At 66.7% G+C, this 11,150-nt stretch carries 11 protein-coding genes; 3 read left to right on the forward strand and 8 right to left on the reverse strand.

Annotated features, from left to right (window positions below; genetic code table 11):
• Nucleotides 1–169 precede the first annotated feature (169 nt).
• From NOV86_RS20025 to dpsA, 3 genes are all read left to right on the forward strand, one after another.
• Nucleotides 170–2,626: a ribonucleoside-diphosphate reductase subunit alpha gene (locus NOV86_RS20025; protein ID WP_267643594.1), complete on the forward strand. Its 2,457-nt coding sequence runs from the start codon at nt 170–172 to the stop codon at nt 2,624–2,626.
• A 33-nt stretch (nt 2,627–2,659) separates the two neighbouring features.
• The gene (locus NOV86_RS20030; RefSeq protein ID WP_267643595.1) at nt 2,660–3,652 is read left to right on the forward strand and encodes a ribonucleotide-diphosphate reductase subunit beta; all 993 of its coding nucleotides are present in this window, start codon (nt 2,660–2,662) and stop codon (nt 3,650–3,652) included.
• Nucleotides 3,653–3,828: 176 nt separating this feature from the next.
• A complete protein-coding gene (dpsA, locus tag NOV86_RS20035) occupies nt 3,829–4,365 on the forward strand; it encodes a DNA starvation/stationary phase protection protein DpsA (RefSeq protein WP_267643596.1) in 537 nt (178 codons plus the stop codon).
• Between the two features lie 26 nt (nt 4,366–4,391).
• Here dpsA and NOV86_RS20040 read toward each other — a convergent pair whose 3' ends face one another.
• From NOV86_RS20040 to NOV86_RS20075, 8 genes are read right to left on the reverse strand one after another with little or no spacing between them, the layout of a single operon-like run.
• Nucleotides 4,392–4,763: an amphi-Trp domain-containing protein gene (locus tag NOV86_RS20040; protein WP_267643597.1), complete on the reverse strand. Its 372-nt coding sequence runs from the start codon at nt 4,761–4,763 to the stop codon at nt 4,392–4,394.
• A 33-nt stretch (nt 4,764–4,796) separates the two neighbouring features.
• The gene (locus tag NOV86_RS20045; RefSeq protein WP_267643598.1) at nt 4,797–5,000 is read right to left on the reverse strand and encodes a hypothetical protein; all 204 of its coding nucleotides are present in this window, start codon (nt 4,998–5,000) and stop codon (nt 4,797–4,799) included.
• A 56-nt stretch (nt 5,001–5,056) separates the two neighbouring features.
• Nucleotides 5,057–5,416 carry a metal-dependent transcriptional regulator gene (locus tag NOV86_RS20050; protein WP_267643599.1) on the reverse strand — a complete coding sequence of 120 codons (360 nt, stop codon included), beginning with the start codon at nt 5,414–5,416 and terminating at the stop codon, nt 5,057–5,059.
• A gap of 36 nt (nt 5,417–5,452) precedes the next feature.
• Complete coding sequence (locus NOV86_RS20055) at nt 5,453–6,394, reverse strand: DUF7551 domain-containing protein (protein ID WP_267643600.1); 942 nt, start codon at nt 6,392–6,394, stop codon at nt 5,453–5,455.
• 31 nt (nt 6,395–6,425) lie between these two features.
• Nucleotides 6,426–7,697 (reverse strand): ABC transporter substrate-binding protein, encoded by a 1,272-nt coding sequence (locus NOV86_RS20060; protein ID WP_267643601.1) that lies wholly within the window; start codon nt 7,695–7,697, stop codon nt 6,426–6,428.
• Nucleotides 7,694–8,599, reverse strand: a complete 906-nt coding sequence (locus NOV86_RS20065) for an FAD-dependent oxidoreductase (protein ID WP_267643602.1) — start codon at nt 8,597–8,599, stop codon at nt 7,694–7,696. Before NOV86_RS20065 ends, NOV86_RS20060 begins: the two co-directional genes overlap by 4 nt.
• The gene (locus NOV86_RS20070) at nt 8,600–9,862 is read right to left on the reverse strand and encodes an ABC transporter substrate-binding protein (protein ID WP_267643603.1); all 1,263 of its coding nucleotides are present in this window, start codon (nt 9,860–9,862) and stop codon (nt 8,600–8,602) included. It abuts the gene before it with no gap.
• Between the two features lie 2 nt (nt 9,863–9,864).
• Nucleotides 9,865–11,100, reverse strand: coding sequence for an ABC transporter substrate-binding protein (locus NOV86_RS20075; protein ID WP_267643604.1), 1,236 nt, complete (start codon nt 11,098–11,100; stop codon nt 9,865–9,867).
• Nucleotides 11,101–11,150 lie beyond the last annotated feature (50 nt).

Raw genomic sequence — 11,150 nt, forward strand, 5'->3', positions numbered from 1 at the left:
CCGGCGTGCGGTCTCCCACCGAGTGACGGGCCGGTGAGAGGCATCTCTGCCGACGCCATCGGCGAGCGACGCGTCCACGCTGACGCCCGCCACGAGGGGACCGCGATGGGCCCCACCGGCCCATCCCCGGGAGAGCCAGCCGCACCGAGTCGTTCGCCACACCGCATCTATGAGCCAGCAATCTACCACGACGACCACGGACGCCCGGTCCATCCTCGACCGGGCACGCACAGGCCACGAGACCGACCTCACAGGGACCGACTGGGAGGACGTCCACACCGAGATCGAGCGCAACCTCTACGACGGCGCGAGCGTCGACGAGGTGTACCAGGCCGTCCTGCAGTCGCTGACCGCCCGGATCGAGCGCGACCCGGAACTCAAGCGGGTCGCCGCCGCGGTCTTCCGCCAGCAGTACTACCGCGAGGTCATCGGTGAGGACCTGACCGGGTTCGACCTCGACCAGGCGTACCGCGCGACGTTCGTGACGAACCTCGAACGTGGGGTCGAGGTCGGCCTCCTCGACGAGCGACTCCGCGACCGCTTCGACGTCGAAGCCCTCGCCGAGTACCTCGACCTCGACCGCGACGAGCACTTCGAGTACATGGCGATGGAGACGCTCTCGCAACGCTACTTCCTCAAGACCGAGGAAGACGGCGACCACCTCGAACTCCCGCAGGCGTTCTGGATGCGCGTCGCCATGGGCCTCGCCATCGAGGAGGACGACCCCCAGCAGCGCGCGAAAGCCTTCTACGATGTGCTCTCGAAGCTCGAGTTCACGCCCTCCTCGCCGACCCTGTTCCACAGCGGGACCACCCACCCGCAGCTCTCCTCCTGTTACCTCACAACGGTCGAGGACGACCTCGAGGGCATCTTCGACGCCTACAAGCACCACGCCCAGCTCTCGAAGTGGAGCGGCGGCCTCGGCAACGACTGGACCAACCTCCGGGCCGCCGGGTCGCTCATCCAGTCGACCGGTGTCGAATCGACCGGCGTGGTTCCCTTCCTGCGCATCAGCAACGACGTGACCGCCGCCATCAACCGCTCGGGCAAGCGCCGCGGCGCGGCGTGTGCCTACCTCGCGTGCTGGCACCTCGACTTCCCCGCGTTCATGGACCTCAAGCGGAACACCGGCGACGAGCGCCGGCGCACCCCCGACATGAACACGGCGGCCTGGATACCGGACCTGTTCATGAAGCGGGTGCAGGCCGACGAGCAGTGGACCCTGTTCAGCCCGGACGAGGTGCCCGACCTGCACGAACTGACCGGCGAAGCGTTCGCAGAACGCTACCGCGAGTACGAGCAGCAGGCAGAGAACGGGGAGCTCCGGCAGTACGAGCGCGTCGACGCGACCGACCTCTGGCGACAGTTGCTCACCCGCCTCTTCGAGACCGGCCACCCGTGGGTGACGTTCAAGGACCCCTGCAACGTCCGGTCCCCGCAGGACCACGTCGGCACCGTCCACTCCTCGAACCTCTGCACCGAGATCACCCTCAACACGAGCCAGGACGAACACGCCGTCTGCAACCTCGGGAGCGTGAACTACGCGACGCACGTCTCCGACGGCGAACTCGACCGCGACCACCTCGCCGACACCATCGAGACGGCGATGCGGATGCTCGACAACGTCGTCGACCTGTGCTTCTACCCGACCGAGGAGGCCGAGGACTCGAACATGCGCCACCGCCCGGTCGGCCTCGGGACGATGGGGTTCCACGACGCCCTCATGCGCCTGGAGGTGCCCATGGCTTCGGAAGCGGCCGTCGAGACGGCGAACCGCTGGCAGGAGTTCGTCTCGTACCACGCCATCCTGAACTCCTCGAAGCTCGCCGCGGAACGCGGCTCCTACTCCTCCTACGAGGGGTCGAAGTGGGACCGCGGGCTGCTCCCGCAGGACACCGTCGACCGCCTCGAAGACGAACGCGGCCGGGAGATTCCGACGGACCGAGAGGAGACCCTCGACTGGTACGTCGTCCGCGAACACGTCGCGGAACACGGGATGCGGAACTCGAACACGATGGCCATCGCCCCGACGGCGACCGTCTCGACCATCAACGGGACGACGCCCTCCATCGAGCCGCTGTACTCGAACCTCTACGTCAAGTCCAACATGTCCGGCGACTTCACCGTCGTCAACGACCAGCTCGTGGCCGACCTCCGTGAGCGCGGCCTGTGGGACGACGAGATGGTCGACCGCATCAAGTACCACGACGGCTCGATACGGGCGATAGATGCGATTCCGGACCACCTCCAGGAGCTGTACCGCGGCGCGTTCGAGATCGACCCGCGCCACCAGCTCCGACTGACCGCACACCGCCAGACGTGGATCGACCAGTCGGTCTCGCACAACGTCTTCTTCCCCTCGACGGATGGCTCCCTGCTCACCGACGTGTACGAGACCGCGTGGGAGCTCGGCCTGAAGACGACCTACTACCTCCGCACCCTCGGCGCGTCGCAGGTGGAGAAGTCGACGCTCGACATGGCCGAGTACGGGAAGACCCAGCACCGCGACGGTGACGGCGCGACCGCCGTCGAATCAGACGGTGGCACGCCACGGAGCCGGACCGACGATTCGGACGGCCGCGACCTCTGTGCCGTGGAGGACCCGACCTGCGACGCCTGCCAGTGACGACAGCAAACCACGCCATCTCAGAACACGACCATGCCGATACTCGACACCGACACCGACCACGACCCGAACAAGATACTGCCGGTAGAGTACGACTGGGCCCGCGAGTACTACGAGGCCGGGGTGAACAACAACTGGGTCCCCGAGGAGATACCGATGCAGGAGGACGTCTCCCAGTGGAACGGGGACGCCCTCACAGACGCCGAGCGACAGCTCGTCGAGTGGAACCTCGGGTTCTTCTCGACGGCCGAGTCGCTCACCGCCAACAACATCGTGCTCGCCGTCTACGACTACGTCACCGCCCCCGAGTGCCGCCAGTACCTGCTCCGGCAGGCCTACGAGGAGGCCATCCACACGGACACCTTCATCTACTGCTGTGACTCGCTCGGGTTCGACCCCGAGTACCTCTACGGGATGTACGACCGCGTCCCCTCCATCGCGGAGAAGGACGAGTTCGTCGTCGACCTGACGCGGGTCATCACCGAGGACGGGTTCACCATCGAGACCGAGGCGGACCGCAGGGACTTCCTTCGCGACCTCGTCGGGTTCTACGTCATCATGGAGGGCATCTTCTTCTACGCCGGCTTCGCCATGATGCTCGGGCTGAAACGCCAGAACAAGATGGTCGGCATCGGCCAGCAGTTCGAGTACATCATGCGCGACGAGTCGCTCCACCTCGGGTTCGGCGTCGACCTCATCGACGAGATCCGCACCGAGCATCCCGGCGTCTGGACCGACGAGTTCGGCGACGAGGTGGTCGACCTCGTCACCGAGGCCGTCGACCTGGAGAAGATATACGCGTACGAGGCCTGTCCGGACGACATCCTTGGGTTGAGCCCGGACCAGTTCGCAGAGTACGTCGAGCACGTCGCGGACCGCCGGCTGGGCCAGCTCGACCTGCCGGAGCAGTACGGGACGGACAACCCCTTCCCCTGGATGTCGGAGCAGGTCGACCTCAACAAGGAGAAGAACTTCTTCGAGACGCAGGTCACCGAGTACCAGAGCGGTGGGAGCCTCGACTGGTAATCTAATAGAACCGAGAGGTCCCCTGCGGCGTGGGCTCCGTCTCACATCGCCGCAGGCCCGGCAGGGCGCATCAGTCCCGTGTCGTGGCCGTTTCGAGAACTGATTTTTAGGCATGGCGAAAAATTGTTTGTTCGCTGGAAACTACTAAGTAGGTCCGTTCCGTATCTACAGACGCGATGAGCACCCAGAAGAACGTCCGTCAACAGGCTGGCACAGTCGAGGAGAACCCCGTCCGGCTCGACAAGGAGAAGGCAGAACAGATCGTCGAGGCACTGAACACCGACCTCGCCAACGCCTACGTCCTCTACCACCAACTCCACAAGCACCACTGGAACGTCGAAGGTGCCGAGCACCTTCCGCTTCACAAGTTCCTCCAGGAGGCGTACGAGGACGTGGAGGAGGCTGCCGACGAGGTCGCAGAGCGTCTCCAGTCCATCGGCGGCGTCCCGCACGCCAGCATGACTGCACTCTCGGAGAACGCGACCGTCGAACCCGAGGACGAGGACGTCTACGACATCCGTACCTCGCTCTCGAACGACCTCGAGATGTACGGCGACATCATCGAGGGCTACCGTGACCACATCGAGCTCGCACAGGGGCTCGGTGACCCGACGACCGCGCACATGCTCCGCGAACAGCTCGAAGAACTGGAAGAGCACGCACACGTCATCGACCACTACCTCGCGGACGACACGCTCGTCACGGACGCATAGAGCGAGAGAATCGACTGGAACAGCCCTCAGCGAACGTCGGGCGCCGTCTCGTCGGTGCGCCCCGGAATCTCTACCTCTACCTCGAGTTCGGGGTCGCCGACGCCCTCGAAGTCTATCTCCAGTTCGACCGGTTCGCCGAAGGGGAACGGGAGCTCCCACTCGTCGGTCGAGATGGTCAGTTCGTCGTCTTCCTGTAGCTGCTCGCCGAGTTCGACGAGGAACGCCCCCGCCTCGGCGGCCGAGAGCCGGTACTCCTGCTCGAAGTCGCGACCCGCCCGGATCGTCGTTCGCTCGGGGTCGTCGTTCTCTGGCGTGTCATCCTCGGGCGATCCGTTCTCTGACGGTTCGTTCTCGAGCGCTTCCTCGTCGGGCTCTGTGGTATCGTGTTCGTCTGACATGGGTGGGAGAATGGAAAGGGTGGTCGCTGTCTGTCACTCCTCGACGTCGACGACGACGTCGCTCGATATCCACCCGTCGGAGTTCCCGGATTCGAGGAAGACGACGGTGCCGGGCGCACTCTCACAGGTGGATATCTCCGGTTCCTGTCGCGGTTCGGGCTCGGTTCGGGAATCGAGGTCGTTCAGGGACTCGGAGTCGGTCTCGGAATCGGAAGACGAGGGGGTTCCGACGGCCATCACGAGGATTTAGGCAAACCTAAACCTTAAAGGATACGGTTCCGGCCGCTGGCACGTCAGTCGTCTGATAGCAACGTCGCCGCGAGTCGTTCGGTCACGGTGGGACTGACGCTGCCAGCGACCCTGATCGCCTCCTGCTCGTGGTCCTCGACGTCGAGGACGTCGCGGAAGAAGCGCGAGAGGGTGACGAAGGAGTCGTGGACCTCCTCGGCGCGGTGTCGGCCCTCCTCGGTCAGGGTGGCCCCCTCGTAGGGTTCGTACGTGACGAGGTCGTTCTCCTCGAGGCGCTGGAACATCTCTGTCGTCGCGGCCGGCGAGCGGTCCATCCGGTCCGCGACGTGGCCGGACGAGATCGGCGGCGACTGCTCGCGTTCGGCGCGGTAGAGCCCGAGCAGGTACCGCGAGACCTCGTTCATCGGTCCGGTCCCCCGCGGCCACCGGTGTCGCCCATCTCACGACACCTCCTCGATGGGCGCACTGACGATGCCACCCGGGTCGTCGTCGGTCGAGCGCGCTCCGGTCCGGGCGGCAGCGCCCGGCGGTGTGAACCGCAGTTGCCACGCGCCGTCGACAGCGACGGCGCGGACCGACGAGGGAGTGTGTTCGGGCCGCCGGCGGGAGATGTCGAGCACGAGCGGGAGCACCGGGAGACGACCCTGCTGTGGCGAGAGCGCGTAGTCGGCGATGCGAACGACGGTCGGCTGCTCGCCCTCGAGGCGACCGTTCATCTGGTCGACGGTCGCCGGGTCCACGACGCTGTACTGCGAGAGCATCCCCCGGTTCTGCAGCGAGGAGAGCGTCTGCGTGACCGGGTCGTCGTCGATGCCGGAATCGTCGTGGCCGCCGGCTGGCAGTCGGCTCGCGGCTGCAGTGAGGACCTCGGTCTGCTCGGTCGGGTCGAGTCGCGCGTCCAGCACGGTCGCGAGCCGTTCGAGCAGGCAGAGACAGAGCTCGTCGGGGTCGACGACCGTCTCGGCCAGGTCGAAGTACTCGTCCATCACGGCGGTCTCCGCGGCGCGGAGTCCCGACGCACCGAGTGCCTCGAACACCGCCCCGGCGGCGTGGTGACAGAACTCGACCAGCGGCGAGCGGTCGACCGTCGAGGCCGGAGCCGAGACCGGGGGCTGTCGGCCGCCGGTTCCGGCCGCACCGCCACGCGCCTCGCAGGCGATGAGGTCGTGGTACCGAAGCGTCGGGTCGTATCGCCGGAGCCGGGTCCGGTACTGCATCGCAGCCTGTGCCGCCCGCTCGGCGAGCGACCGCGTCTCGAAGCGCATCGACCCCGTGGGCACCGGCCGTTCGCCCGTCCGGGCACAGACGACGACGTAGTCGCCGTCATCGCTGGCGAGCGCCTCGACGTGGTCGCGAATCGCGGTGAGTGTCGTGCCGAACATCGGTGTGGTAGCGGTCTGGTGGGTCGCGAGTCTATGCTGACGAGTCGCCCGTCACGATGTCAGCGACGCGCTGGCGGTCGAACAGCTGTTCGTCCGTCGGAATCTCGGGGTAGGGCTGTCCCGGGTCGTAGCCCGGCCACTCGCCGAACTGGTCCGGGTAGAGCTGCTTCGCGGTCATCTCCAGCTGGAACAGGTTCGCGATGGGGCCCTGGAACCGGACGCCGCCGGCGAAGAACCGGTCGTTCTGGATGGCCGAGAGCTGGCTCCCGACGGGGTCGTCCGTGACCGTCTCGCGGATGTCGTCGATGTAGTAGCCCGGCGCCATCCCCCAGAGGTGGAGGATGACGTCCGGGTCGGTCTCCAGCATCGTCTCGTAGTCGAACCGACCCCACGTCCCCTCCCACTCCACGTCGGCGAAGGCGTCGGTCGCCCCGAGCGGGCGGGTGTCGGCGTGCCAGAATCCCGGCGCGTTGAGCTTGTAGGCGTAGAACGTCCCGCCGATGAGGGTGACGCGGGCGGCCGTCGGTCGCTCGGACGCCGGCGGCAGCGACGACTGGATGGTCGACAGGAGGTCGTCGTGGACCGCCCGGAGGGCCTCGTAACGCTCTCGTTCGCGGTAGACCGCGGCGACCTTCTCGAACAGGTCCCAGAGCGTGTAGTACCGGTAGTCCTCGGCGTAGGGGTCTGCGGGCTGGTCGTGCAGCCCGCTGTGGTAGTTCCCGAACCACGGGCCGACGTTCTCGGCGACCTCGGTCACGTCGCTCGGGTCCCAGCCCTCCTGTGCCCCGACGACGTACGACGGGTCGATGAAGTGGACGTCGCTGTCCAGTTCGTACAGCTGCTCCTTGTCGACGCCGTCACCGAGTGGGTCGGGCAGGCCCTCCCACTCCAGCGAGACGCCGTCGAGGCGGTCGTAGAACGTGTTCAGGGACTTCCCAGCGAACTCCGGCGCGTAGAGCGTCTGTACCGTATCGGCCTGCCCGAGGGCGACCGCCATGTCCGCGTAGTGCGAGAAGGCGACCATCGCGCGCTCGGGCGGCTGCTCGAACGCGACCTCGCCGACCGGCGAGAGTTCGACAGAGTACGGACCCTCGTCGGCTGTCGTGGTCGGCTTGCTCTCGGTCTCCTCGTCGGTGGCTGGCGCGCTCGTGGCGGTGTCGGTTACGGTCCCCGTCTCGGTCGCGGTCGATCCGGCGCTGTCGCCGCCGAGGCAGCCGGTGAGCAGTCCGGTGCCGGTGAGTACGCCACCGACCCGGAGGTAGTCGCGTCGCGAGTACCGTCTCGTGGTGTCGTCGTCTGTCATCGTCGAATCTCGTCCTCCTCGGTCGCGGGCAGGGACCGCGCGTACTCACGCACGACGTCGTCGTCGAGCTGTTCCAGGAGGCGTCGCTGGCCCTCCCGGTCCCGACGCTCGCGTTCGGCCTCCTCGATACCGCGGTCGAGGAACGCCGTCTTCATGTCCTCGCGAGCAGCCAGGAGCGCGTCCTCGTCGAGAGCTGGTGCCCCCGGCCGTATCTCGCGGTCGAACCAGTCGTCGAAGTTCTCGTGCCAGTCCTCGCCGCCGTAGCGGTCGTCGTCGACGACCCAGTCGACGTACAACTCGCCGACCTCGGGCCAGTACCGGTCCGTCAGGTCGTCCCGGGCGAGCGCGACCGCGGCCCGGGCACCATCGCCGGCGTTCACCACGACCTGGTGGACGGTGTCCTCGGTGAGCCAGCCGGCCGCGTAGAGACCGTCGACCGAGGTCCGTCCGGCGTCGGTCGCGACGAACCCGTGCTCATCGTCGGTGTCCAGGTCGTCCCCGAACGGGTCCAGGTAGTCGCCGTCGTACGCGCTGGCGACGAGGACGTACTGCGTGACGAGGTCGCGCCCATCCTGCGTCTCGACCGCGAAGCCCTCGTCGTGGGGTTCCACGACCTCGACGAGGTCCTCCTCGACGGTCGCGCCCTCGTGCTCGGCCTGTGCGCGCCCGAGGGCGACGAACCGCTCCGGGCTGACGCCGCCCGGGAAGCCGAGGTAGTTCTCGATGTGGGCGCACTGGTGGATGGCCGACTGCCCGCGGGCCAGCACCAGCGTCTCCAGCCCGTACCGGGCGAGGAACACGGCCGCCGACAGGCCGGCCGCACCGCCACCGACGACGACCACGTCCCGGTCGACCACGGATTCGGAGTCACTCGCGAGCGTCTCCTCCGGCAGCGTCGTCATCTACAGGTCACCTGCGATGATGTCCCGGACGCGCTGGCGGTCGAAGAGCTGGTTCTCCGTGGGGACCTCGGGGAACCGCTCGGGGTCGAACGCACCGAACTCCTCGGGGTAGAGCTGCTGGGCCTTCATCTCCGTCTGGAGGAGGTTCACGATGGGGCCCTGCTCCCCGTAGGCGCCGGGGTAGACGTCCCCGTTCTCGACCGCGGTGAGCTGGCTCCCGACGGCGTCCGCCTCCATGGGCGCGACGTACTGCTCGTGGAACGCCTTCGCAGAGAAGGAATCCTGCTCGCCGGTCGTCCCGATACCCCAGTGGACGACGATGATCTCGGGGTCGACCTCCAGCAACTGCTCGTAGTCGATGGTGCCGCCGTCCTCCATCGACTGCGGGAACGCGCTCGCCACGTCGAGGTCGCGGTAGGGCTTCATTTCGTAGCCCTCGTCCTGGGTGTTCAGCGGGTAGAACTTGCCCTTGCTCGGCTCCGACCCACCGTTGATGAGGCCGATCTCCGGGCGCTCGCTCTCCGGCGGGAGCCGCGACTGTATCTCGGTGCGGACCTCGTCGTGCAGCGACGCGAACGCCTCGTAGCGCTCGCGCTCCTGGAAGAGGGTGGCGAGCTTGTCGAACGCCCCGTAGAGGCTGTAGAGCTTGTAGTCGTGGAAGCTACGCCGACGACGGCAGTTGTTCCCGAAGAACGGGGCGACGTTCTCCTGGAGTTCCTGCGTGTCGGACTTGTCCCACGAACTGTCCCAGCCGGTCCCATGCAGGTAGTTCGGGTCCATGAGGAACACGTCCGGGTCGACCTCGTAGAACGACTCCTTGTCCCAGCCGCCCTCCGACCATATCGACGGGAGCGTGTCCTGCGCGGGCACGTCGAGGTCGAACGGCTCGTAGAAGAACCCCGGGATCATGTTGCCCGCCGTCTCGAAGCCGTCGCGCTGGCCGAGTGCGAACGCCATGTCGGCCCACGCGCCGTTGTAGACGGCGTAGGTCTCCGGGACCGACTCGAACGTGAGACAGCCCGAAGGAACGATACAGGCCTCGTACGACCCGGACGCCGCTGTCTCGGTGGCATCGTCGGCGGGCCGGTCCGTCCCGGTCTTCTGGCTCGTCCCCGTCGATTCGTCGGCGGCAGTCGTGCCGGCCTCGGTCGCCCCGTCGCCGAGGCACCCGGCGAGGAGGCCACTGCCGAGGGCCGTCCCTCCGACCTGGAGCAGCCGTCTGCGCGTCGGTGCGTCGCGTCCTGTCGTGTCGTCGTTCGTCATTCTCAGAAGTCTCCGTCGATGATATCTGCAACCCGCTGGCGGTCGAACAGCTGTTCACCCGTTCCCAGGTCGTCGAGCGTGGAGAACGCCCCAAACGTCTCGGGATAGAGCTGCTTGGCGAGAATCTCGGTCTGGAACAGGTTGAGAATCGGGCCCTGGTAGCGTCCGCCACCGCGGTAGACCCTGCCCGCCTCTACCGCACTCAGTTCGCTCCCGACCTCGCTCTCTTCGAGGGGCGTGACGAACTGCGTCTCGAACTCCGAACGGCTCATCGAGAGGGTCGAATCGAAGAACAGGTAGTCGGGGTCCGCCTCGAGGAGACCCTCGTAGTCGGTCTTCCACCCGTTGGTGAGGTCGACGTCCGAGAAGGCGTCCTCGACGCCGAACGTCCGGTACTGTCGGGTGGCGATGCCGTCCAGGGTCGGATCGGTGACCATGAACTTCCCCTGGGCTGGCTGCGATGCGCTGTAGAGCAACCCGATGCTCGGCGATGCAGCCGGCGCTCGGTCCTGGAGGTCGCGCCGGAACGACTCGTGGAGAGACACCCACGCGTCGGCACGGTCGTGGTCCTGGAACAGTCGGCCGGTGAGTTTCACGGCCTCCGTCAGCGTGTAGTACGGGAACGAGAACTCCATGCCGAGTGCGGAGCCGCTCCACTCGTTGCGGAGATACGTCCCACAGAAGGGCGCGACGTTCTCGCCGACCTCCTCGAAGTCGTCGGCGTCCCAGCCGGCGTAACTGTTGAGGAGGACCCTGTCGAGCAACAGCGCGTCGACGTCCAGTTCGTAGAACTGCTCCTTGCTGTACTCGCTCGGACCACCGAGGTTCGTGATCTCACCCGCGTCGAAGGTCACCCCCGGCAGCCGGTCGTAGTAGTGGGTCGGGTAGGCGTCGATGCGGGACATCGCGGTCGGCTCCGTGCCGAACGCGAACCCGATGTCGGTCCACACGCCACCACTCGTCGCGTAGGTCTCTGGCGGGCGCTCGAACGTGGTACTGCCGTAGGGCTTCACCGTGACCTCGAACGACTCCGTCTCCGTCGACTGGGTGCTGCTCTCGGTCGCGGTCTCCGCCGGCTTCTCCGTCGTTTCGGCCGGTGCACCGGTCGACGTCGAGTCCGTTCCGCCGCCACCGTTACTTGAACAACCTGCGAGCAACCCGGTCCCGACGACGGTGCCGCCGTACCGGAGACAGTCCCGTCTCGTGGGGCGGTCGAGGCCGTCCGAATCTTCAGGCATATGTTTTAGGCCAGCCTAAAAGAATAAAGTAGTTCCGATTTTTAGGCCAG

The organism is Haloarchaeobius amylolyticus, from assembly GCF_026616195.1.
Classification (GTDB): domain Archaea; phylum Halobacteriota; class Halobacteria; order Halobacteriales; family Natrialbaceae; genus Haloarchaeobius; species Haloarchaeobius amylolyticus.

What these genes read in the sequence shown, in the direction of transcription:
- NOV86_RS20025 (WP_267643594.1), top strand. Translation starts at nt 170, where the DNA reads ATGAGCCAGCAATCTACCACGACGACCACGGACGCCCGGTCCATCCTC.
- NOV86_RS20030 (WP_267643595.1), top strand. Translation starts at nt 2,660, where the DNA reads ATGCCGATACTCGACACCGACACCGACCACGACCCGAACAAGATACTG.
- dpsA (WP_267643596.1), top strand. Translation starts at nt 3,829, where the DNA reads ATGAGCACCCAGAAGAACGTCCGTCAACAGGCTGGCACAGTCGAGGAG.
- NOV86_RS20040 (WP_267643597.1), bottom strand. Translation starts at nt 4,763, where the DNA reads ATGTCAGACGAACACGATACCACAGAGCCCGACGAGGAAGCGCTCGAG.
- NOV86_RS20045 (WP_267643598.1), bottom strand. Translation starts at nt 5,000, where the DNA reads ATGGCCGTCGGAACCCCCTCGTCTTCCGATTCCGAGACCGACTCCGAG.
- NOV86_RS20050 (WP_267643599.1), bottom strand. Translation starts at nt 5,416, where the DNA reads ATGAACGAGGTCTCGCGGTACCTGCTCGGGCTCTACCGCGCCGAACGC.
- NOV86_RS20055 (WP_267643600.1), bottom strand. Translation starts at nt 6,394, where the DNA reads ATGTTCGGCACGACACTCACCGCGATTCGCGACCACGTCGAGGCGCTC.
- NOV86_RS20060 (WP_267643601.1), bottom strand. Translation starts at nt 7,697, where the DNA reads ATGACAGACGACGACACCACGAGACGGTACTCGCGACGCGACTACCTC.
- NOV86_RS20065 (WP_267643602.1), bottom strand. Translation starts at nt 8,599, where the DNA reads ATGACGACGCTGCCGGAGGAGACGCTCGCGAGTGACTCCGAATCCGTG.
- NOV86_RS20070 (WP_267643603.1), bottom strand. Translation starts at nt 9,862, where the DNA reads ATGACGAACGACGACACGACAGGACGCGACGCACCGACGCGCAGACGG.
- NOV86_RS20075 (WP_267643604.1), bottom strand. Translation starts at nt 11,100, where the DNA reads ATGCCTGAAGATTCGGACGGCCTCGACCGCCCCACGAGACGGGACTGT.